Below are 18952 nucleotides of genomic sequence, written 5' to 3' on the forward strand. Positions count from 1 at the left end.
GGCTTACCAGCTCACCGCCACGCTGGCGCCGACGTTGCGGCCCGGCGCGGTGTAGCGGTCGAGGATGGCGCTGGACGCGGTCAGCGCGCCCGGGACGTCGCCGCTGTCCCAGTACTTCTTGTCGCCGAGGTTGAACACGCCGACGTTGAACTTGGCGCCCGGGGCGAATTCCCAATGCGCCAGCAGATCGAGCACGCCGTAGCCCGGCGCGGCGAAGCGGTTGGCCTCGGGCAGATCGCTCTTGTGGCGGGCGAAGCGGCCGGCCAGTTCCACGCCCCAGCTCTCGCGGTCGTAGGCCACGCCGACGGTCGCGGTCAGCGGCGCGATCGATTCCAGCGGACGGTCGTCGGTCTTGTCCTCGCCCTTGCTGTAGGCCGCGGCGAAGCGGGTCGACCAGCCGGCCAGCGACGGATACAGCTCGCCGAAGTCCACGCCGCCGCGCAGCTCGACGCCGCGAATGCGCGCCTTGTCCACGTTCTGCGACTGGAACACCATCAGCGGCGTCTGCGGCGGCGAGCTGACCAGGCGGTTGGACTCGATGAAGTCCTTGTAGTCGTTGTAATAGCCCGACAGCTGCGCGTAGACCGCCTTGCCGCTGTAGCGCAGGCCCAGTTCGTAGCCGTTGCTGGTTTCCGGCTTGAGGTCGGCGTTGGGGATCGCGGTGTAGCCGAACTGCAGGTTGGTGAAGCCGAGGTTGACGTCGCTGTAGGGCGGCGCGCGGAAACCGCGCTGGTAGCCGCCGTACAGCGACCAGTCCTGGGCGAAATGCCAGACCGCGCCGAGCTTGGGCGAGACGCTGGTCTTGCTCAGCTCGCTGATCTTGACCCCGGGGTTGTCGCCGTTCCAAATCGCATCGCTCTGCGGCTTGAGCTCGTAGCGGTCCACGCGCACCGCCGGCACCAGCCGGAACGCGCCGTCGGCGAAGCGGATCTCGTCCTGCACGAACACGCCGGCATTGCGGGTCTTGCTGATCGGGAAGTCGCGCACCGGGAAGGCGTCGGGCGAGATCGTGCTGCTGACCGCGCCGTTGGTCAGGTTGACCGAGCGGCCGTCGCGCTTCTGGCGGAATTCGGTCTGCTCGTACTCGAAGCCGTAGGTGAGCGTGTGCTCGACCGCGCCGGTGGCGAAGTCCTTGTGCGCGGTGGCTTCGGCCCCGTAGAGGCGCTGGTCGAAGTTGAACTCGCGCAGGCGCAGGCTCGGGCTGGTGTCGCGGCCGTTGACCACGCTGGCGCGCTGCTCGCGGGTGCGCTGGGTGGTTTCGCTGTCCTGGCGGTACACCTGCCAGCGCAACGAATCGGCCAGCGGGCTGTCGAGCGCGTCGATCTCGTGGGCGAAGGCCACCCGCGCGCGGGTCTGGTGATCGTTGCCGGCCATCGACGACACCCGCGTGCGCGGCGCGGTCGGCGGCAGGCCCGGGGTCAGCGCGCTCAGGCCCAGCGCGCTGAACACGTCGGTGGTGGTGCGGTCTTCGCTGCCTTCCACGGTCAGGCGGAAGCGCTGGTTGTCGCTCGGCGCGTACACCAGCTTGGTCAGCAGGCTGCGGCCTTCGAAGCTCTGCGGGTTGGCGCGGGTGCGGCTGCCGTCGTGGGCGTCGTTGTCGCCCTGGTTCTCGGTTTCCTTGCCCTGGTGGTGGTTGACCACGACCAGGCCCGACCAGCGCTCGCCGCCGAAGGCCGCGGTGGCGCTGCCGTAAAGGCCTTCGTTCTGGCTTTCGGCGCCGAGCTTCAAACCGAAGTACGACTTGGCGCCGTCCTTCAAGTAATCGGCCGGGTCTTTGGTCACGAACGAGACCACGCCGCCGAGCGCGTCGGAGCCGTGCAAAGCGCTGGACGGGCCGCGCACGATCTCGACTTCCTTGACCGTGTCCAGGTCGACGAAGTTGCGCCCGGCGTTGGAGAAGCTGCCGATCGAGAAGCCGTCCGACACCGACACGCCGTCGACCAGCACGCGTACGCGGTTGCCGCCGAGGCCGCGGATGCGGATGTCGCCCAGGCCGAAGCGCTCGCGGTTGCCGCCGACGTCGATGCCGGGTTCGTAGCGGAACAGGTCGCGGATGTTGCGGGTCAGTTCGTTGTCCATGCGCTCGCGGTCGATCGCGCTGACCGTGGCCGGCACGTCCTGCACGGCGCGCTCGGTGCGCGTCGCGCTGACCACCACGCGGTTGAGTTCGTTGACCTCGCCGCTGGCGGCATCGGGCGCGTCGGCGGCCTGCGCGGCCGGCAGCGCCAGCAGCAGGGCCAGGGCCAGCGCGGAGCGCGCGGGGAGGACGGAGACGCAAACAGGGCGCGCGGACGCAGCCGGGGTATGGACGCGGGACATTCTTCGACTCGGTTGGATGGAACGGTGAGACCGAGGCGAGCTGGCATCCGGAGAGAGTCGGGGCTGGCAGCCTTGGAGAGAGGTGCTGGCGGGTCGGGCGGGCCGACGCACCGCGCCGCGCCCGGGGTGGGCGCGGCGCGGGTGGTGCTTGCGCGGTGGGGCGGCCTGGTGCGGCGGGCTCGGCAACGCGGTTCGGATTCCGTTGGGCTTGGGGCGGTTAGGCCCTGGGCTTGGGGAATTTGGACCGACGTGGGAGGGGATGTTGCTGAGCGGGCTTGGCGGGAGGCGCGCCGTACGCGGGGTTACTTGGTCAGGATCAGCTTGTCGTTGCGGGTATGGCGCAGGCGATAGACCTCGCCGCCGTGGCGGATCAGGACTTCGCGCGCACCGCGCAGCAGCGCGGCGCTTTCGACCAGTCCGCCCTGGGCGGCGGCGACGACGGCCGAGGCCGCCGCGGCGGCCGGCGCGACCGCCGCCACCGGCGGGACGACGACGGCCAGGGAACGATCAGTACGGGGCTTCAACTGCAGCACGGGGTTGCGCAGAGACATGGCAGCGACTCGTTCGGGGGGTGGGCTCCCGAATGATGATAATGATTCTCATTTGCCAGTCAACACGCGATTGCATGAATTTGCGTACCTCGTCGCACCGCTCGTCGGCCGCCCGCAGCCCCTGCAGGAGCGGCGCGAGCCGCGACCGCGCCAACACAACTGCGCCGCCAGCGCCCTACCCCGGGATGCCGCCAGACCTGCTGCCCGACGTCGATGGCCGGCTTGCGCCGCAGCCGGATCGGCGCAGTCGCGGCTCACGCAGCCCCACCAGGCAGGCTCCGAAGCCCTCGCTCAGCTCGTGGCGGCTTCGACCCGCTGCCACGCCGCGTCGTCCAGCTTCACTTCCAGCGCCTGCAGGTTCTGCAGCAACTGCTCGACCCGGCTCGCGCCGAGGATCGCGGTGGACACGTGCGGATTGCGCAGGCACCAGGCGATCGCCAGCGAAGCCGGCGCCACGCCCAGTTCCTCGGCCAGCTGCACGAACGCCGTCACCCGCTGCAGCCGGCGCTGCCCGGAATCGCCGACCGCGACCCGCCGCAGCCACTCCTTGTCCGAGTGGCCGAGCCGGCTCTCGCCTTCGAAGCCGCCGCGGTACTTGCCGGTCAACAGGCCCGAGGCCAGCGGCGACCAGATCGTCGCGCCCAGGCCGAGTTCGGCGTACAGCGGCGCGTACTCCAGCTCGACCCGCTCGCGATGCAGCAGGTTGTACTGCGGCTGCTCCATGCTCGGCGGCTGCAGGTGATGGGCGCGGGCGATCTTGTGCGCTTCGCGGATCAGCGCCGCCGGCCATTCCGACGTGCCCCAGTACAGCACCTTGCCCTGGCGCACCAGCGCATCCATCGCCCGCACCGTCTCCTCCACCGGCGTGTCCGGATCGGGGCGGTGGCAGAAATACAGGTCCAGGTGCTCCACCCGCAGCCGCTTGAGCGCGGCGTGGCAGGCCTCGACCACATGCTTGCGCGACAGGCCGCGCTGGGTCGGCCGCGGCTCGGCTTCGGCGCCGAAGAACACCTTGCTCGACACGCAATAGCCGTCGCGCGGCAGGCGCAGTTCGGCGATCGCCTCGCCCATGACCCGCTCGGCCTCGCCGTTGGCGTAGCCCTCGGCGTTGTCGAAGAAATTGACCCCGTGGTCCCAGGCCGCGGCGATCAATTCGCGCGCGGTGTCGCGGCCGATCTGCGCGCCGAAGGTGACCCAGGCGCCGAACGACAGCGCCGAAACCTGCAGGCCGGACGAACCCAGTCGACGGTATTGCATAACAAGCCTCCAATCCGATGATCGATTGCGGGCATGCTACGCCGATGAACGCAGCGACCAGGAACGGCGGCAGGCGATGAATTCCGGTACCCGGGCCTTGCTCGCGACGGCGGCCGCGGCCGCGATCGCCTGGTCGGGCTGGCAGTGGTGGCGCGCGCGCGGCGCGGCGGACGCGAGCGCGCCGGCGAAAGCCGCGAGCGCATCGGCTGCGGTCGCGACGCCGCCGGCGGCCGCACCGATAGCCGCGGCCTCGCGCCCGCCCGATCCGGCCCAAATCGGTTATCGCCAACGCCGGCAAGACGAACTGCGCCAGCGCGCCGACGCCGGCGACAGCCGCGCCGCCTGCCAGCTCGGCGTCGACCTGCTGCGCTGCGCCGACACCTCCGCCGCGCAGCAGATCCTCGCCGGCGCCGAGCAGAACGCCAGCGCGAGCCTGGCGCCGGAACAGCGCGCTTACATGGCGCGGATGGAAGACCGCGCGCACCAGCTGATCGCCGAATGCCGCGGCGCGCAGAACGACGCCTGGCGCCAGGGCAACCGCTACCTGCGCCAGGCCGCGCTGGCCGGCGAGCCCGAGGCGATGTACCGCTACGCGCGCGGCGATTCGGTGCTGCTGGACTACTCCCACCTCGCCACGCCCGAATTCGACCGCTGGCGCGCCGAAGCCGGCAACCTGCTGCAGCTCTCGTTCGAAGCCGGCTACACCCCGGCGCTGTTCGACCTGATGACCGCCTATAGCGACAACTCCTCGCCGATCACCGGCCTGATCGCCGACGACCCGACCAAGGCGCGGGCGATGCGTTTGCTGGTGGCGCGGCTCAGCGGCAACCCGCCCGATCCGCCGGCCTCGCGCGACGCCGGCCTGGAACCCGCCGCCGCCGCGCTGGCGGCGCAATGGCAGCGCGACTACTTCGCCGCGGTGAAAACGCCGTTGCAGCGGATGCCGCGGGTGATGCCGGCGAGCTTCGCGGCGTTGTATGCCGAAGACGGCGGCGAAACCCCGGCCTGCTCGCAGTGACCGTGCGCTGCCAGTCACTCGCCTAGCGCCGGCTTTGCGCAGCGGCTTTGCGCAACGTCGACGCCGCGCACCAACGCTCTTTCATCCAAAAGCCGCGCCCGCAACATCTCGCCCCGTCATTCCGACGAAAGCCGGAATCCACGTTGTTGTTGCTGTTGCTCCTACTCGTCCCCTGAACTCCCGCGCAAGCCCTGCAGACCCGGAGGGCGCGCGCATGGATGCGCGCGTGCGCCGTAGGGGCAGGATGCCCCTTACGGCACATCCCTGCGTCCGGTGCTGGACTTAGTGGCTTGTGACTTTAGACAAGCGTTTTTCTTTGGTTACTTTCTTTTGGCGCGCTGCCAAAAGAAAGCAACTCGGCCGCTTGCGGACGAAAGCTCTTGATTGCCGCTTGTCGTCACGCGCCACAGCGATAACGACGAAAGCAACAGCAAGATCAAAATGGATTCCGGCTTTAGCCGGAATGACGGGGTGTGAGCGTGTGTCGCAATGCGTCTACGTCGCGCGTCCGCGGCGATACAGCCGAACAGCCACGCCGCCGCCGTGAGCAGCGCGATCGACCGACTCGGTGCTCCCCCGCCTCACGCACCGCCCCAACCGCTAAATCATCCCAACCGCCCCCCAGCCCAACAACCTCGCCCGTCCAGCCCATCTCGCACGCTTCGTCCGCCCCAACCGCCCCAACCGCCCCAACCGCGAAAGCCTCTCATTTGCTGCACACCCCGCCCGACATGGCTACAATGCGCACACTTTCCTCCTCCGGGGAGTAGTCCACCCGCCGGCGCAAGCTCGCGGGGGCATGCGTCAACACACTTGGCCAGCAGGCCATGGCGCATGAGCGGCAGCCAGCGCGAGCGTCTTTCGACCTCGAGCCAGCGACCACGGGCAAGACCGAAGGCAGGCGTTGCGCGTACCCGGGTCGGGCCGTGCGGCGTTTGCCTTCGCGTCCACGCGAATGCCCGACCCTGGAGTTCTCATGGATCTGTCCCACTTCCCGGCCTGGGTCGTCGCCTCCGCCGTGTCCACCGGTACCGTCGCGCTCGCCGAAATCGGCGACAAGACGCAGTTGCTGGCCCTGCTGCTGGCCGCGCGCTTCCGCAAGCCGGTGCCGATCATCCTCGGCATCCTGCTGGCCACCCTGCTCAACCACGCGCTCGCGGCCTGGTTCGGCACCCTGGTCGCCGCGTTCCTCAAGCCCGAGATCCTGCGCTGGGTGGTCGCCGCGAGCTTCCTGGCGGTGGCGCTGTGGACGCTCAAGCCGGACAAGCTCGACGAGGGCGAAACCCAGTTCTCCGCGCGCGGCGCCTTCATCGCCACCACCATCGCGTTCTTCTTCGCCGAGATCGGCGACAAGACCCAGGTCGCCACGGTGTTGCTGGCGACCCGCTACGAGCCGCTGTGGGCGGTGATCGTCGGCACCACCGTCGGCATGTTGCTGGCCAATGTCCCGGTCGCCCTGCTCGGCGCCCGCTTCGCCGACCGCCTGCCGCTGAAGACCGCCCGGTTCGTCGCCGCGGCCGTGTTCGCCGCGCTGGCCTTGTGGGTGGCGATCCGCGGCATCGGCTGAACCCCCGGCGCCGTCCCGGGCGGCGGGCGCGCGACCGGCCATCGCCGGAGCCGCGCCCGCCGGCGCGAATCGCGCCGCCGTGCGCGCGGCGGCGGGCCGCTCTCGCGCTATGCTCGCGCGGGGCCGCAGGGAGGAACGGACGGGGATGTACCAGGGCGTAGGCGGACGGATGCGCAGCGTGCTGATCGCGCTGCTGTCGCGGCCGGACGAAATCATGCTCGAGATCGGCGCCGGCGGCGAACTGCTGGTGGCGCGGCTGCGCGCGGTGCTGGCGGCGATGCTGCTGCTGTTGCCGCTGTTCAACGCGCTCGGCGGCGGCAGCGTCAAGGAGACCCTGATCGGCCTGAGCGGGGCGGTGTTCGTCAACGTGTTCTCGCAACTGTGGCTGGCGCTGGCACGGCGCCAGCGCCGCTACCGCTGGCTGCCGTTCTGCACCGCCGCCTTCGACGTCACCGCCACCACCGCGGTGCTGGCGATGCTGGCGGTGCAGCACCTGCCGGCCGGGCTCAACAGCCTGATCGTGTGGTGCGGCTACCTGCTGGCGATCCTGATGACCGCGCTGCGCAGCGACGGCCGGGTGACCCTGTTCGCGGGCGTGCTGGCGCTGCTGCAGTACGGCCTGCTGGCGCTGTGGGTGTTCGCCGCCGCCGGCTCGCCCGAGGACCTGATGTCCAGCGACTACGGCGCGGTCACCGTCGGCAGCCAGACCCAGCGGCTGGTGCTGCTGGCGATGATGACGGTGGCGACCTCGATGGTCGTCTACCGCATGCAGCGCTTGATCGAGATGTCCGGCACCGACGGCCTGACCCGGCTGCCGAACCGGACCTGGCTGACCCACCGCATCCCGCGCCTGTTCGACGCGGTGCGCCGCGACGGCGGCAGCCTGACCCTGGCGCTGATCGACCTGGACCACTTCAAGCGCATCAACGACGACTACGGCCACCGCCTCGGCGACCGCAGCCTGCGCCACCTGGTGGCGGTGCTGCGCGAGCAGGCCGAGCCCAGCGAATGGCTGGTGCGGCTGTCGGGCGGCGAATTCCTGCTGGTGATGCGCAAGCCGCTGGGCACCGCGTTCGAGGAAGTCGACGCGATCCGCCGCAGCGTCGCCGAGCGCCCGTTCGAGCCCGGCCGCGGCGCCGAGCCGCTGTGGCTGAGCTTCAGCGCCGGCCTGGTGACCTTCCCGCAGGAGGGCGGCGATCTGTCGCGGCTGCTGCGCCGCGCCGACCTGCGCCTGCAGCGGGCCAAGCAATCCGGCCGCAACCGGGTGGTGGCGCGCGATCTTTGACCGCCGCGCGGGCGGCTGAACGATTTGGCCCGATTCGGGCTGATCCGGCCGGCGCCGGCCGATTCGCCCGATCCGGCGCGCCTGCGCCGCGCGAACGCCGCCGCCCGCCGCGCCGCGCCGCGGTTTTCGCCGCTTTCCAGCCTTGCGCGGCGCGCGCGCCGAACCGCCGCCGGCCGCGCCGGCCGATCCCGGTTCGCCCCATCGGCCCGCCGGCCCGCTAAAATCCGCGGTTTTCGCGTCCTGCGCTGCGCCGCGGCTTGCTGCTGACGCCCGCTGCCACTAGGCTGCGCCGACTAACTATTAGACGTCTAAAGCCGCCGGGACTCCGGCGCCCGGGGAGAGTGGAGTGGATTCGATTTCGCGCGTGGGCTTCGGCCTGTTCGGTCTGGCGGTGCTCGTCGCCATCGCCTGGGTGTTCTCGGTCAACCGCCGCTCGGTGGACTGGAAGCTGGTCGCCACCGGCATCACCCTGCAGATCGCCTTCGCCGCGGTGGTGCTGCTGGTGCCCGGCGGCAAGGACGTGTTCGACGCCATCGGCAAGGGCTTCGTGCACGTGCTGGAATTCGTCGGCGCCGGCTCGAAGTTCATCTTCGGCGACCTCATGGACGTGAGCAAATTCGGCTTCATCTTCGCCTTCCAGGTGCTGCCGACGATCATCTTCTTCTCGGCGCTGATGGGCGTGCTCTACCACCTGGGCGTGATGCAGGCGGTGGTGCGGGCGATGGCCTGGGCGATCACCAAGGTCATGCGCGTGTCCGGCGCGGAGACCACCAGCGTCTGCGCCAGCGTGTTCATCGGCCAGACCGAGGCGCCGCTGACCGTGCGCCCCTACATTCCGAAGATGACCGAGTCGGAGCTGATCACGATGATGATCGGCGGCATGGCCCACATCGCCGGCGGCGTGCTCGCGGCCTATGTCGGCATGCTCGGCGCCGGCGACCCCGAGGCCCAGGCCTTCTACGCCAAGCACCTGCTGGCGGCCTCGATCATGGCCGCGCCGGCGACGCTGGTGATCGCCAAGATCCTGGTCCCGGAAACCGGCGAGCCGCTGACCCGCGGCACGATCAAGATGGAAGTGGAAAAGAACACCGCCAACATCATCGACGCCGCCGCCGCGGGCGCCGGCGACGGCCTGCGCCTGGCGCTGAACATCGGCGCGATGCTGCTGGCCTTCATCGCCCTGATGGCGCTGATCAACGCGCCGCTGACCTGGATCGGCGAGCACACCGGCCTGGCCGCGGCGATCGGCAAGCCGACCAGCCTGTCGACCATCCTCGGCTTCGTGCTGGCGCCGATCGCCTGGGTGATCGGTACCCCGTGGGCCGACGCCAACGTGGTCGGCGGCCTGATCGGCGAGAAGGTCGTGCTCAACGAGTTCGTCGCCTACACCCACCTGGCCGACATCGTGAACGGCAAGGTCGCCGGCGTGAGCCTGAGCGACGAGGGCCGGCTGATCGCGACCTACGCGCTGTGCGGCTTCGCCAACTTCTCCTCGATCGCGATCCAGATCGGCGGCATCGGCGGGCTCGCCCCGGAGCGCCGCCAGGACCTGGCCCGCTTCGGCCTGCGCGCGGTGCTGGGCGGCTCGATCGCCACCTTCATGACCGCGACCATCGCCGGCGTGCTGACCCACTTCGCCTCGTAAGCGCATGAGCACCGATTCCACCCACGGCCGCGTCGTCGTCGTCGGCTCGTTCAACGTCGATCACGTGTGGGCGCTGGCCGCGCTGCCGCGTCCGGGCGAGACCCTCGCCGGCAGCTACCACACCGGCCCCGGCGGCAAGGGCTTCAACCAGGCCACCGCGGCGGCGCGCGCGGGCGCGGCGACCGCGTTCGTGTGCGCGCTGGGCGAGGACGCCGGCGGCCAACTGGCGCGCGCGCTCGCCGCCGGCGACGGCATCGACCTGCGCGACCTGCGCAGCGGCGCGCCGACCGGCACCGCCGGCATCTACGTCGATGCCGACGGCCGCAACACCATCGTGATCGGCCCCGGCGCCAATGCCGAGCTGTCGCCGGCCTTCGTCGGCGAGCACGCGACGGCGCTGGACGCCGCCCAGGTCGCGCTGACCCAGCTGGAAACCCCGCTGGAATCGGCGATCGCCGCGTTCGCGCGCGCGCGCGATGCCGGCGGACTGACCTTGCTCAACCCGGCCCCGGCCGACGCGCTCGCCAGCGACGCGCTGTGGGCGCTGACCGACGTGGCCACGCCGAACGAGACCGAGTTCTGCGCGCAACTGCAGCGCCGCGGCGGTGCCGCGCTCGACCCCGACGCCCTCGCCGGCCTCGACGACGCGGCGCTGCACGCGCACTGCCGGCAGTTGCTCGCGCACGGCAGCGTGGTGATCACCCTGGGCAAATCGGGCTGCTTCGTCTCCCATGCCGACGGCGCGCTGCGCGGCGACGCGCAGGCTTGCTACCGGGTCGAAGCCGCGGCGGTGAAAGCGACCGACACCACCGGCGCGGGCGATGCCTTCAACGGCGCGCTGGCGGCGGCGCTGGCGCGCGATGCGCAGGCGCCGTTCGCCGAACACGTGCGTTACGCGGTGCGCTTCGCCGGCCTGTCGACCGAGCGCGCCGGCGCGGCGGCGGCGATGCCGCGCGATGCGCAGGTGCGGGCGCGATTCGGTTGATTCGTTGAGGGTTCGGGCCACTGGCCCGGCCCTGTCGGACCGGAAATTCGGCCTGAACGCTTTTGTGGGAGGGCCTTCAGGCCCGACGCTTTCGTCCCAGGTCGCAGCGATCTGGGCGGAAAGCGTCGGGCCTGAAGGCCCTCCCACAGTCGTTTTTCCGGCCTCTAAGCGGCTGATATCGCGGACTTTTCGGACCAATCCCCACCCGCGCGACCCGGCTGCCCGCCCAGCCCGGCCTTTGATCTGAGAATGGTTCGCATTAACATGCGATCCCTGTCGCAGTTCCCAGGCCGTCCTCCCCATGCTCCGTCCCCAGTTCCTCGCCAGCGCCGTGCTGGCCGTCCTCGTCGCGCCCATCGCCCAGGCCGAGGAGGCCAAGGACCTCGATCGCGTCACCGTCTCGGCCAGCACCAGCCGCACCCCCAACTCGGAAGCGGCGCTGGCCAACACCATCACCGTGATCGACGCCGAGCAGCTCAAGCAGCAGCTGGCGGTGACCCAGGACGTGTCGCAGATCCTCGCCAACCTGATCCCGTCGTTCTCGCCCTCGCGGCAGAAGCTGACCAACGGCGGCGAGACCCTGCGCGGGCGCAAGCCGCTGTACCTGGTCGACGGCGTGCCGCAGTCCACGCCCCTGCGCGAAGGCGGCCGCGACGGCCACACCATCGATCCGGCGATGATCGAGCGCATCGAGGTCATCCACGGCGCCAACGCGCTGCAGGGCCTGGGCGCCTCGGGCGGCATCATCAACATCATCACCAAGCGCGCGCCGCGCCAGGACGGGCAGACCTTCCAGGACGTCAACGTCGGCGTCAGCAGCGCGCTGCCGAACCAAAGCGACAGCGTCGGCTACCGCGCCTCCTACGTGTTCGGCGCCCGCAGCGGCGACGTCGACTTCGTCGGCGGCGCCTCCTACGCCAGCGAAGGGCTGTTCTATGACGGCAACGGCGATGCGATCGCGGTCAACGACATCCAGGGCGACCTGATGGACGCGCGCAGCTACAACCTGTTCGCCAAGGCCGGCTGGGACATCGACGAAGACAAGCGCCTGCAGCTGACCGCCAACCGCTACCAGCTGCGCGGCAACAACGACTACATCACCGTCAACGGCGACATCCGCACCGGCCGGCTCGCGACCTCCGCGCGCGGCAGCCGCGAGGGCCGCGGCGCGCAGAACCGCTCGACCTCGGTGGTGCTGGACTACACCGACAAGTCGCTGGCCGGCGGCTACTTCAACGCGCAGTTGTTCTGGGTCGACTTCAACGGCCTGTACGGCGCCACCGACTGGGAAGACTTCTGGCGCGACGGCCGCGACCCGCATTGGTGGGACCAGTCGCAGAACGTGTCGGAGAAGATCGGCGGCAAGTTCGGCTGGTCGCGCGACAACCTGTTCGGCCAGCGCCTGCGCGCGACCTTCGGCCTGGACTGGAACCGCGACAAGACCTACCAGGAACTGGTGGTGGCCAAACTCAAGTGGGTGCCGCAGACCACCTACGAATCCTGGTCGCCGTTCGTGCAGGCCGAGTGGTGGGTGGCCGACAAGCTCATGCTGACCGCCGGCGTGCGCCACGAGCGCGGCACGCTGGAGGTCGGCGACTTCACCACCATCCCGTCCAACGCCGGCGGCAGCCGCTTCGTCCGCGGCGGCTCGCCCAAGACCCGCGAAACCCTGCCCAACTACGGCATCGTGTTCGAAGCCAGCGACGCGCTGAAGTTCTACGCCTCGTATTCGGAGGGCTACACCGTCGCCGACATCGGCCGGGTGCTGCGCGGCATCACCACGCCGAACCAGAGCGTGGACCAGCTGGTCGACCTGTCGCCGGTGGTGTCGGACAACCGCGAGATCGGCGTGGACTTCGACAACGGCCGCTGGCTGGCGCACCTGGCCGCGTACTGGTCCGATTCCGACCTCGGCTCGCGCCTGGCGTTCGACCGCAACACCCAGAGCTACTTCGTCGTGCGCGAGCGCACCGAGATCCGCGGCATCGAGGGCAACGTCGCGTTCCAATTCTCCGACGCCGGCCGCGCCGGCGTGGGCTACGCGCGCGGCAAGGGCCGCTACGACAGCGACGGCGACGACCGCGTCGATTCCGACCTGCCCGGCATCAACATCAGCCCCAACCGCATCACCGCGTTCTGGGACCAGACCTGGAACGACTGGTTCTCGACCCGCCTGCAGGGCAGCCGCGCGATCGACCGCGACTTCGACGCCAAGGGCGTGCGCGTGGCCAGCACCGACGGCTACACCACCGTCGACCTGCAGGGCCGGTTCAAGCTGCCGCTGGGCCAGCTCAACGTCGGCGTCGAGAACCTGTTCGACGAGCAGTACATCACCTACTACTCGCAGAGCACGCCGCGCAACGACACCTACGTGGCCGGACGCGGGCGCGTGCTCAACCTGAGCTGGTCGCACCGGTTCTGATCGCCGCCATCGCCCACGCCGAGCCATGAATTCCAGCCAGGCCGCTCCCGCCCCGCACACGCCCAAGCCGCGCCGCCTGCGCGCGGCCTTGAAGTGGCTGCACCTGTGGCTGGGACTGACCCTGGGCACCTCGTTCGCGCTGGTCGCGCTGTCGGGCACGGTGCTGGCGTTCCAGCGCGAGCTGGCGCTGTGGGCCTACCCGCAACTGCAGCGCGATGCCGACATCGCGCCGCAGCAGCGCGCGCAGGCGCTGGCGCGGATCGTCGCCCACTGGCAGGGCCAGGGCATGACCTCGCTCGACCTGCCCTCGCCGCAGTTGCCGGTGTGGCAGGGCTATTTCCCCGACAACGAGCGGCGCTACTTCGACCCGGCCAGCGGCGAACTGCTGCTGACCCGCAACACCGGCAACGACCTGGTCCTGTGGCTGCGCGACTGGCACACCCATCTGCTGGCCGGCAAGGGCGGCGAGCAGGTGCTCGGCGGCGTCGGCCTCGCCGCGGTGTTCCTGCTGCTCAGCGGCCTGTATCTGTGGTGGCCGCGCTGGTCGGCGCTGGCGGCGAGCCTGAAGTGGCATCGCGGGCCGCCGACCCGGCGCTGGTTCAGCTGGCACCGCGGCCTGGGCCTGTGGCTGTTGCCGCTGACCTTGCTGGCGGCGGTCACCGGCACCGCGATGGTCTACGACGAGATCGCCCGCAGCGCCCTGCGCGCCGCGTTTTCCGAGGGCGAACCGGCGAAGCCGCCGAAGCTCGCGGCGCGGGCGGACGCGCGGATCGACTGGGCCGCGACCTTGCGTGCGGCCGACGCGGCGGTGGCCGCGGACGGGCCGATTCCCGGCGCGCAGCTGCGCCGGATCGGCCTGCCGAAGAAGGACAGCGGCCTGGTGACGATCCGCGCGCGCGCGCTCGACGAGTGGCATCCGGTCGGGCGCAGCATGGTCTGGATCGATCCCTACCGCGGCGCGCTGCTGGGCACGCGTGACGCGACCCGGCAAGGCCCCGGCGCGCGCGCGTACGAGGCGCTGTATCCGCTGCACGGCGGTTTCGTCGGCGGGCGGGCATGGCAGCTGCTGATCGCGCTGACCGGGCTGGCGCCTCCGTTGCTGTTGGTCACCGGCTTCCTGTTCTGGCGGCGCCGGCGCGGGCGCTGAGCGGGCCCGGTTGCCCGCCTTGGCGAACCGCTTGGGCTTTTGTGGGAGGGCCTTCAGGCCCGACGCTCTTGTGTCGGATCGCCGCAGACTGACACAAGAGCGTCGGGCCTGAAGGCCCTCCCACAAAAGCGCCGCCGCGGCTTTCCGGCGCAGAAAAATCTTGCGGGTGTTTCGTCCCCGCATCGCCCGTTCCCGTCCGGTCCGGCTTCACGAGCGCGTTCTAAGCTCGTGTACGTCTTATGCGCGTGCATCCACACCGCCACACCCGCCGCCGCGGCGGCGCCAAACTCGAGGGATCGGACATGGCAGGCAAGTACGTCATCAGCAAGCAGAGCAACGGGCAGTTCCACTTCGTGCTCAAGGCCGGCAACGGCCAGGTGATCCTCTCCAGCGAGGGCTACAAGCAGAAGGCCTCGGCGCTGGAAGGCATCGAGTCGGTGCGCAAGAACAGCCAGATCGACGCGCGCTACGAGCGCAAGAACGCCGCCGACGGCCGGCTGTATTTCCTGCTCACCGCGAGCAATGGCCAGCCCATCGGCAACAGCCAGATGTACAAGGACGCCAGCGGCCGCGACGGCGGCATCGCCTCGGTCAAGGAAAACGGGCCGTCGCTGAAGGTCGAAGACACCGCGCCCTGAGGCCGGCGTCGTTCGGGCGCGGTTCCGGCCTCGCGCCGGTCCGCCCCGAGGTGGACCGGCAGCGGCGTCAGGCGCCGGCCGGTCCGGCGCCGGGCTCGCGGCGTCCGCTCCCTGCGAAGGCCCGCGCCGGCGCGTCCGGCGCCGCAACGCTCCCTCGGCGCGCCCGCTCGCGCCGGGCCGCCCCGGACGGGTTGCTTACAATGCGCACATGCGCATCGGCCCCCACTCCATCGCCCCCCGGGTGATCCTCGCCCCGATGGCGGGCGTCACCGACAAGCCGTTCCGGGTGCTGTGCAAGCGCCTGGGCGCGGGGCTGTGCGTGTCGGAGATGACCACCAGCGACCCGCGCTTCTGGACCACGGCCAAGTCGCGCCACCGCATGGACCACGCCGGCGAGCCCGCCCCGATCAGCGTGCAGATCGCCGGCACGGTGCCGCAGATCATGGCCGAGGCGGCGCGCTACAACGTCGATCACGGCGCGCAGATCGTCGACATCAACATGGGCTGCCCGGCCAAGAAGGTCTGCAACGCCTGGGCCGGCTCGGCCCTGATGCGCGAGCCCGAGCTGGTGGCGAAGATCCTGGAAGCGGTGGTCGCGGCCGTGGACGTGCCGGTCACGCTCAAGATCCGCACCGGCTGGGACCACGACCAACGCAACGCGCCGCTGATCGCGCGCATCGCCGAGCAATCCGGCATCGCCGCGCTGGCGGTGCACGGGCGCACCCGCGACCAGCAATACACCGGCGTCGCCGAGTACGACACCATCGCCGCGATCAAGGCGCAGCTGTCGATCCCGGTGATCGCCAACGGCGACATCGATTCGCCGCGCAAGGCCGCCTTGGTGCTCGCCCGCACCGGCTGCGACGCGGTCATGGTCGGCCGCGCGGCGCAGGGGCGGCCGTGGATCTTCCGCGAGATCGCCCACTTCCTCGAACACGGCGAGGAACGCGCGCCGCCGTCGCTGGCGGAAGTGCGCGACCTGCTGCTGGGCCACCTCGAACACCTGCACGCGTTCTACGGCGAAGTGTCCGGCGTGCGCATCGCGCGCAAGCACCTGGGCTGGTACGCCAAGGACCGGCCGGAGAACGTCGCCTTCCGCGCCGTGGTCAACCGCGCCGAATCGGCCGAGCAGCAGCTGCGGCTGACCCGCGACTACTTCGATGCGCTGGTGGCTGGGGTGGCTCCGGAGTTGCCGGCGGCGGCTTGAGCGCAGTCGGCGGGTTCGATGCGGGATTGCGCCGCGATCTGAGCGGAGAGCGTCGGGGCTGAAGCCCCCTCCCACAAGAGCGTCGGGACTGAGGCTCCTCGCGCAATCGCTTGCGGTGGATGGCGCGCGGTTGTCGGAAGGCCTTCAGGCCCGACGCCGCTGGATCCGTCGCGGCGAGAGCCCGAAGTTCGCCGCGCGCCGGATCAGCGCTTGCCCTTGCCCTTCGCGCGCGCGTACTCCTCCGGCGTCTGCCCGTTTTCCGGCACCGCCGGGAATGCGGGCGTGGTGCAGCCGGGCGTTTGCTCGACCAGCAGCACCGCCAGCACGTTCGGATTGAGGTCCTTGGCGGCGCCGCTGGCGGCGTCCACGCCGACGCCGATCAGGCCGCCGATCAGCGCGTTGCCGGCCATGCGCACCGCGCCGGCGCTGCCGAGCTCGCTACGCACCTGGGTCAGGGCCTGGCGGTAGCCGGGCTTGCACAGCTCCACCGCGACCGGGTGCTTGCGCTTGAGCTTGAGCACGCACGGGGTGGTGCAGCGTTCGCCGTTGGACAACGACACCGTCGCCGCGCCGGGCAGGCTGTCGACGGTCAGCGACTGGGTCGAACCGCGGATGAAGGTGGCGCAGCCGCTGGCGGCGAGCGCGAGGACGACAACGGCCGCGAGCGCGATCCGGCGCAGCGCGATCCATCGCAGGAACAGGGGGGGCATGGCCTACCTCGGGCGGGGCGGAGACGTGGGAGCGCGGCAGTCCGGCGCCGCGGCGGCCCGATTATGCAGATTTGCCCGCCCGCCGACACTGGCCGCTTGTCACCCTGTCCTCGGTCACCCCCGGCCCGCGGCAGGCAGCGCCTCGCCGCCGCGCCGCGCGCGCCGCGGCTAGCGCGGCGCCGCGGCCTCGCCGCCGCCCAGGTCGTCGCTCATCTCGCCGCTGAACTCGCTGCCCGGGTGGGCGTGGGTGCCGGCGCGCGCGCGCATCGCCGTGGCCCGCTGTAGGCGGCGCACATCGGCCACCGTATGTTCCGGCGGCAGCGGCGCGGGCTCGCGCCAGATCCGCTGCCACATCGCCGGCAACCGCGCCGCCGCGTCCCACGGCCACTGCAGTTGTTCCGGCGCGATCTCGCGCCAGTCGCCGGCTTCGCGCCGGGCCACCGCGAAACGGAAGTTGTAGTCCGGCTCGGCGCCCATGCGCAGGTCGCTGAGCACCAGCCGGCCCTCGCGTTCCTCGGCCTTCATGAAGCCGTGGTTGAACCACTGCAACCGGTGCACCGCCGGATAGCCGCTGACCTGGGAATAGGCCAGGGTGTCGGACGGATACAGGCGGAAATGCATCGGCCCGCGGTCGGCCAGCAGCGAGCGCTCGCCCTCGACATAGCCGTCCGGCGTCATCGCCACCACCCGCCACAGCGCGGTGGTGAACGGCATCGGCACCGAGAAGCGCGGCGCGTTCTCCAGCCCCAGCGCGGCCAGCGCCGGCTGCGCGGCCTGCTCGACCCGGTGCTTGGCCCACAGCGAGCCGCCCAGGTACAGCGAACTCAGCGCCAGGCCCAGCGCCAGCGCCGGCTGCGCGCTGCGCGAGGCGCGCGCGAACCAGGCCCAGACGCAGGCCAGCAGCAACCACACGGTGTAGAGCGGGTCGATGATGAAGATGCTCGACCACATCGTCGGCCGCGCCGGCAACGGCCACCACAACTGGGTGCCGTAGACGGTGAAGGCGTCGAGCACGGGATGGGTCAGCAGCGCGGCCTGCATCGCCCAGAACCAGCGCTTGGGCGATTGCGCCACGCGCCCGCCGCGGCCGCGGCACCAGCCCCAGATCGCCCAGGCCACGAACGGCAGCACCAGCAGCGAGTGGCTGATGCTGCGGTGCCAGGTCATGCGCGCGACCGGATCGTCGGTGAGCAGGTTGACCGGCAGGACGTCCAGGTCGGGCAAGGTGCCCAGCGCCGCGCCGGCCAGCAGGGCCGCGCGGCGGTGTTGCGCAGGAGCGATGGCGGCGCTCAGCGCGGCGCCGAGCACGATCTGGGTAAGCGAATCCATCGCGGAATGCTACCGGCGCGGGCCCGCGCAAGGTGTTTGTTTTTCGTTGCATGCGCGCGCGGACTTGCGCGGCCGCGGCGGCGCTCGCATCGTGGCCGCAGGCGGCCGCTCGCCGCGTCCTCATGGAATCCGCATGACCGCACCCCTGCCCCTGGGCATCGTCGCCTGCTCCTCGGAAGGCGCGGCGCTGTGCTACCGCACGATCTGCGCCGAAGCCGCCGCGCTGCTCGGCCCGCACGCGCATCCCGACATCGCCCTGCACGGGCATTCGCTGGCCGACTACGTCGCCTGCCTGGAGCGCGGCGACCTCGACGGCGTCGGCGAGCTGATGCTGTCCTCGGCGCGCAAGCTCGAACGCGCCGGCGCCGCGCTGCTGATCTGCCCGGACAACACCATCCACCAGGCGATGGACTACGTGCGGCCGCGCTCGCCGCTGCCGTGGCTGCACATCGCCGAGGTGGTCGCGCGCGAGGCGCGCGCGCGCGGCTTCCGCCGGGTCGGGCTGACCGGCACGCAGTGGCTGGTGGAGAGCGAGGTCTACCCGCGCGCGCTGGCCGCGCAGGGCCTGGAGTACGTCCGGCCCGGCGCCGCGCAGCGCGAGCGGATCGGGCGGCTGATCATGGACGAGTTGGTGTACGGCGTGTTCGAGCCCGAGACCGTCGCGTATTTCCAGGGCGCGATCGAGGACCTGAAAGCGCAGGGCTGCGACGCGGTGGTGCTGGGCTGCACCGAGATTCCGCTGATCGTCGACGACGCCAATTCGGCGCTGCCGACGCTGGATTCGACCCGGCTGCTGGCGCGGGCGGCGTTGCGGGCGTCGGTGGCGGGATAGCGCATCTGCCTGGGGCGGATGCGCCGGCCGCCGGGCCGCC

General features: G+C 71.0%; 15 protein-coding genes. 10 read left to right on the top strand and 5 right to left on the bottom strand.

Going from position 1 to position 18952, the window contains the following annotated elements:
- Positions 1-3: 3 nt before the first annotated feature.
- From BLV01_RS11190 to BLV01_RS11200, 3 genes are all read right to left on the bottom strand, one after another.
- Positions 4-2241 (bottom strand): TonB-dependent hemoglobin/transferrin/lactoferrin family receptor, encoded by a 2238-nt coding sequence (locus BLV01_RS11190; protein WP_091799174.1) that lies wholly within the window; start codon positions 2239-2241, stop codon positions 4-6.
- Positions 2242-2621: 380 nt separating this feature from the next.
- The gene (locus BLV01_RS11195) at positions 2622-2798 is read right to left on the bottom strand and encodes a hemin uptake protein HemP (RefSeq protein ID WP_254782612.1); all 177 of its coding nucleotides are present in this window, start codon (positions 2796-2798) and stop codon (positions 2622-2624) included.
- A gap of 363 nt (positions 2799-3161) precedes the next feature.
- The gene (locus BLV01_RS11200; RefSeq protein WP_091798928.1) at positions 3162-4127 is read right to left on the bottom strand and encodes a potassium channel beta subunit family protein; all 966 of its coding nucleotides are present in this window, start codon (positions 4125-4127) and stop codon (positions 3162-3164) included.
- A 76-nt stretch (positions 4128-4203) separates the two neighbouring features.
- On the opposite strand from BLV01_RS11200, the gene BLV01_RS11205 reads away from it, so the two are divergent.
- The 9 genes from BLV01_RS11205 (at position 4204) to dusB (ending at position 16041) form a co-directional block, all read left to right on the top strand.
- Positions 4204-5145, top strand: a complete 942-nt coding sequence (locus BLV01_RS11205) for a hypothetical protein (protein WP_139178620.1) — start codon at positions 4204-4206, stop codon at positions 5143-5145.
- 976 nt (positions 5146-6121) lie between these two features.
- Positions 6122-6712 carry a TMEM165/GDT1 family protein gene (locus BLV01_RS11210; protein WP_091798933.1) on the top strand — a complete coding sequence of 197 codons (591 nt, stop codon included), beginning with the start codon at positions 6122-6124 and terminating at the stop codon, positions 6710-6712.
- A 145-nt stretch (positions 6713-6857) separates the two neighbouring features.
- Positions 6858-7997 (top strand): GGDEF domain-containing protein, encoded by a 1140-nt coding sequence (locus BLV01_RS11215; RefSeq protein WP_175485863.1) that lies wholly within the window; start codon positions 6858-6860, stop codon positions 7995-7997.
- A gap of 346 nt (positions 7998-8343) precedes the next feature.
- The gene (locus BLV01_RS11220; protein ID WP_091798939.1) at positions 8344-9642 is read left to right on the top strand and encodes a NupC/NupG family nucleoside CNT transporter; all 1299 of its coding nucleotides are present in this window, start codon (positions 8344-8346) and stop codon (positions 9640-9642) included.
- A gap of 4 nt (positions 9643-9646) precedes the next feature.
- On the top strand, positions 9647-10627 hold the full coding sequence (locus tag BLV01_RS11225; RefSeq protein ID WP_091798942.1) for a ribokinase: 981 nt from the start codon (positions 9647-9649) through the stop codon (positions 10625-10627).
- 301 nt (positions 10628-10928) lie between these two features.
- The gene (locus BLV01_RS11230) at positions 10929-13049 is read left to right on the top strand and encodes a TonB-dependent receptor (RefSeq protein ID WP_091798945.1); all 2121 of its coding nucleotides are present in this window, start codon (positions 10929-10931) and stop codon (positions 13047-13049) included.
- 25 nt (positions 13050-13074) lie between these two features.
- Positions 13075-14196 carry a PepSY-associated TM helix domain-containing protein gene (locus BLV01_RS11235; RefSeq protein WP_091798948.1) on the top strand — a complete coding sequence of 374 codons (1122 nt, stop codon included), beginning with the start codon at positions 13075-13077 and terminating at the stop codon, positions 14194-14196.
- A 302-nt stretch (positions 14197-14498) separates the two neighbouring features.
- A complete protein-coding gene (locus tag BLV01_RS11240) occupies positions 14499-14834 on the top strand; it encodes a YegP family protein (protein ID WP_091799177.1) in 336 nt (111 codons plus the stop codon).
- A gap of 208 nt (positions 14835-15042) precedes the next feature.
- Positions 15043-16041 (top strand): tRNA dihydrouridine synthase DusB, encoded by a 999-nt coding sequence (gene dusB / locus BLV01_RS11245; RefSeq protein ID WP_091798951.1) that lies wholly within the window; start codon positions 15043-15045, stop codon positions 16039-16041.
- A 203-nt stretch (positions 16042-16244) separates the two neighbouring features.
- Here dusB and BLV01_RS11250 read toward each other — a convergent pair whose 3' ends face one another.
- Together BLV01_RS11250 and BLV01_RS11255 are read right to left on the bottom strand one after the other, a co-directional pair.
- Positions 16245-16751 (bottom strand): PEGA domain-containing protein, encoded by a 507-nt coding sequence (locus BLV01_RS11250; RefSeq protein WP_139178621.1) that lies wholly within the window; start codon positions 16749-16751, stop codon positions 16245-16247.
- 168 nt (positions 16752-16919) lie between these two features.
- The gene (locus BLV01_RS11255) at positions 16920-18080 is read right to left on the bottom strand and encodes a metal-dependent hydrolase (RefSeq protein WP_091798954.1); all 1161 of its coding nucleotides are present in this window, start codon (positions 18078-18080) and stop codon (positions 16920-16922) included.
- A gap of 133 nt (positions 18081-18213) precedes the next feature.
- Between BLV01_RS11255 and BLV01_RS11260 the strand changes: the two genes are divergently transcribed.
- Positions 18214-18912 (top strand): aspartate/glutamate racemase family protein, encoded by a 699-nt coding sequence (locus BLV01_RS11260; protein WP_091798957.1) that lies wholly within the window; start codon positions 18214-18216, stop codon positions 18910-18912.
- The last annotated feature ends 40 nt before the right edge of the window (positions 18913-18952 follow it).

Source organism: Lysobacter sp. yr284 (genome assembly GCF_900107375.1).
Lineage (GTDB): Bacteria > Pseudomonadota > Gammaproteobacteria > Xanthomonadales > Xanthomonadaceae > Lysobacter.

Bases quoted from the DNA above. Each gene is read 5' to 3' on its own strand.
- dusB (WP_091798951.1), top strand. From the start codon at position 15,043: ATGCGCATCGGCCCCCACTCCATCGCCCCCCGGGTGATCCTCGCCCCG.
- BLV01_RS11230 (WP_091798945.1), top strand. From the start codon at position 10,929: ATGCTCCGTCCCCAGTTCCTCGCCAGCGCCGTGCTGGCCGTCCTCGTC.
- BLV01_RS11210 (WP_091798933.1), top strand. From the start codon at position 6,122: ATGGATCTGTCCCACTTCCCGGCCTGGGTCGTCGCCTCCGCCGTGTCC.
- BLV01_RS11240 (WP_091799177.1), top strand. From the start codon at position 14,499: ATGGCAGGCAAGTACGTCATCAGCAAGCAGAGCAACGGGCAGTTCCAC.
- BLV01_RS11255 (WP_091798954.1), bottom strand. From the start codon at position 18,080: ATGGATTCGCTTACCCAGATCGTGCTCGGCGCCGCGCTGAGCGCCGCC.
- BLV01_RS11260 (WP_091798957.1), top strand. From the start codon at position 18,214: ATGACCGCACCCCTGCCCCTGGGCATCGTCGCCTGCTCCTCGGAAGGC.
- BLV01_RS11225 (WP_091798942.1), top strand. From the start codon at position 9,647: ATGAGCACCGATTCCACCCACGGCCGCGTCGTCGTCGTCGGCTCGTTC.
- BLV01_RS11215 (WP_175485863.1), top strand. From the start codon at position 6,858: ATGTACCAGGGCGTAGGCGGACGGATGCGCAGCGTGCTGATCGCGCTG.
- BLV01_RS11250 (WP_139178621.1), bottom strand. From the start codon at position 16,751: ATGCCCCCCCTGTTCCTGCGATGGATCGCGCTGCGCCGGATCGCGCTC.
- BLV01_RS11200 (WP_091798928.1), bottom strand. From the start codon at position 4,127: ATGCAATACCGTCGACTGGGTTCGTCCGGCCTGCAGGTTTCGGCGCTG.
- BLV01_RS11205 (WP_139178620.1), top strand. From the start codon at position 4,204: ATGAATTCCGGTACCCGGGCCTTGCTCGCGACGGCGGCCGCGGCCGCG.
- BLV01_RS11235 (WP_091798948.1), top strand. From the start codon at position 13,075: ATGAATTCCAGCCAGGCCGCTCCCGCCCCGCACACGCCCAAGCCGCGC.